Consider the following 2,199-nt stretch of genomic DNA (forward strand, 5'->3'; position numbering starts at 1 on the left):
CCTCTCTTTTGTTCTTTCTGATTTAATTCAAATTTAACTAAAAGACAAACTTAAGCCGTGTATAATTAATTGCTAGGTTCTTCTCTACTTGCGAATATTCCTGCGGAATATTCACGGGTTCGTAAAAGTTTGCTAACTTAGTTGCTAAACCACGCAACTAACCATACACAAAACCGTTGCCATTCATTGCGGAACGCACTCAAACTCAAAAAAATAAATATTGAAAACTGATAAGAAATCGGAAATAACAACTTTGCTAAGCGGAATTGGATTGAATATTTTTGCGATATTTATCGGAATCATAATTGCATTATTTGTTGCTTCTAATACTTCTTCAAATATGCCTGCAAGTTCAAATCACGGAGCAATTTTTCCGTTTTTCAATGCTATTTTGTTCGGAATTATAACTTTAATTGCCTTTTTTAGTTTTAAAAATATTTTTAAAAATTACAGTTGGATAATCACTCTAATCGGAATTTTGATAATGATTTTCGCATCGACAAAAGTATAAACTGGAATTGAAAACATCTGACTGACCAAAGCAGTACGCAACTGTTACGGCGGACTGATTAGCGAAACGCAAAAAAATTTGACGACTGACCAAAAACTGTAAGAAAAAAAACAACGAAATGGCAACACCGTATATAAAAAATTGCTAGTTTAGTGCTTAACCAATGTGAGTTGCTTTGTTTGCTTGCATCCGATTTTCCTTCGGAAAATCCTCGCACACAAACACGCAACTTTCCATATACATCAACGTTAGCATACATTAAAATGAGCAACTTAACCTTAGAATTTGGAGAGCCAATAGAACCTACTGTTTGCAAATGTTGCAATAATATTTCTCACACAGTTACTGGTTTCGTTTATGATGGTAAAATAGCCCATGGCGTCTATTTTGCTGGCTGGACATTAGGACATACTCCTACTGAAATTAAATTAACCATTTGTATAGGAGAATGGGGAGATAGTTCTAGTGCAAAAAAACGTGATTCAATAAACCTGAGAATAAGAGGAAAAGATGAAGGATTTGGAATGATGATTACAAATTCAACTGAATCTCCATGGTTTGGAAATTCTATTTTAGGACATTTCATGAACCGAGAAGAAGCAATGAATTCAAAATACAAATCTGAGTTTTTAAGGATTGCTGAAAAAATAATTTCAACTGTTCCAGAATTAAAAAAATATTTGAATTAAAACCTATTGTAATTATCACACTTTAAAAAGCGCTAACTGACCAAAGCAAAACGCAATCAGTACGTGCGACGGACAAATAAAACGGACGGATAAACTGACTTTTGTAATGCGCAAAAAACAAATAACGTATGCTAACATTGTATAAAAATAATGCGTAAGTTTATTCCTAAATCAAAAGTTAGTGCTTGTTTGCTTGCATCTGATTTTCCTTCGGAAAATCCTCGCACTCAAACTACGCACTATTCTTATACGTAACCGTTGTGTGTAATTTGAGAAAACCGAACTGAAATTTGAAATTGATGAAAAATTTAGATTTAATTCTTTTACTTTTAATTGCGTTAAGTTGTAATAATAAAAAGGAGAAAATTAATTTCTCGGAAACCCAAGAACAAATTGAACTTGAAACTGACATTAAAAAAAATCAATTAATAGTTTCGGATTCTACTTCAATTGCAAATGTTGCATTGAGTTTTATTAATGGATACACAGAAAACTGTAACCAAATGAATGACCGAATTGAAATTGTAGAATGGGTAAATTCTAACCACAATGCAAGTCAAAAATTCAAAAGTGAGTTAAAAAGAATAACGGAAGAAGCAGATAAAGCAGACCCAGAATTAGGACTAGGCTTTAACCCTATCTTCAATGCCCAAGACTACCCTGACAAAGGATTCAAATTAGTGGATTTTGACACTATTTCAGGAATCGTTAATGTTAAAGATAAAATTTTAGATAACGGATTCCGAATGAAAATAAAACTAATTAAAGAAAAAGACAAATGGCTTGTAAATGGAATGGGAATTATAAATATGCCAGAAATAGAGTGGATTGAAAAATAAAAACTACACACAACACAGTATATAAAAAATTGCTGTTTTGTGCTTAACCAATGTGAGTTGCTTTGTTTGCTTGCTTCTGATTTTCCTTCGGAAAATCCTCGCACACAAACACGCAACTTTCCAAGAACTGTGTTAAAAACCAATAAAAAAGCAGTTTATT

The 2,199-nt window shown here is 32.4% G+C and carries 3 protein-coding genes; all 3 read left to right on the forward strand.

Annotated elements, in window-relative coordinates; genetic code table 11:
* Window positions 1-220: 220 nt before the first annotated feature.
* The 3 genes from VP395_RS15750 (at window position 221) to VP395_RS15760 (ending at window position 2,039) form a co-directional block, all read left to right on the forward strand.
* Window positions 221-511, forward strand: a complete 291-nt coding sequence (locus VP395_RS15750) for a hypothetical protein (protein WP_346242985.1) — start codon at window positions 221-223, stop codon at window positions 509-511.
* A 152-nt stretch (window positions 512-663) separates the two neighbouring features.
* On the forward strand, window positions 664-1,200 hold the full coding sequence (locus VP395_RS15755) for a hypothetical protein (RefSeq protein WP_346242986.1): 537 nt from the start codon (window positions 664-666) through the stop codon (window positions 1,198-1,200).
* A gap of 299 nt (window positions 1,201-1,499) precedes the next feature.
* Window positions 1,500-2,039 carry a hypothetical protein gene (locus tag VP395_RS15760; protein ID WP_346242987.1) on the forward strand — a complete coding sequence of 180 codons (540 nt, stop codon included), beginning with the start codon at window positions 1,500-1,502 and terminating at the stop codon, window positions 2,037-2,039.
* The last annotated feature ends 160 nt before the right edge of the window (window positions 2,040-2,199 follow it).

Source organism: Mariniflexile soesokkakense, assembly GCF_039650365.1.
GTDB classification, from domain to species: Bacteria; Bacteroidota; Bacteroidia; order Flavobacteriales; family Flavobacteriaceae; genus Mariniflexile; species Mariniflexile soesokkakense.

Excerpts from the sequence above, each read along its gene's own strand:
- VP395_RS15760 (WP_346242987.1), top strand. The coding sequence starts at position 1,500 with ATGAAAAATTTAGATTTAATTCTTTTACTTTTAATTGCGTTAAGTTGT.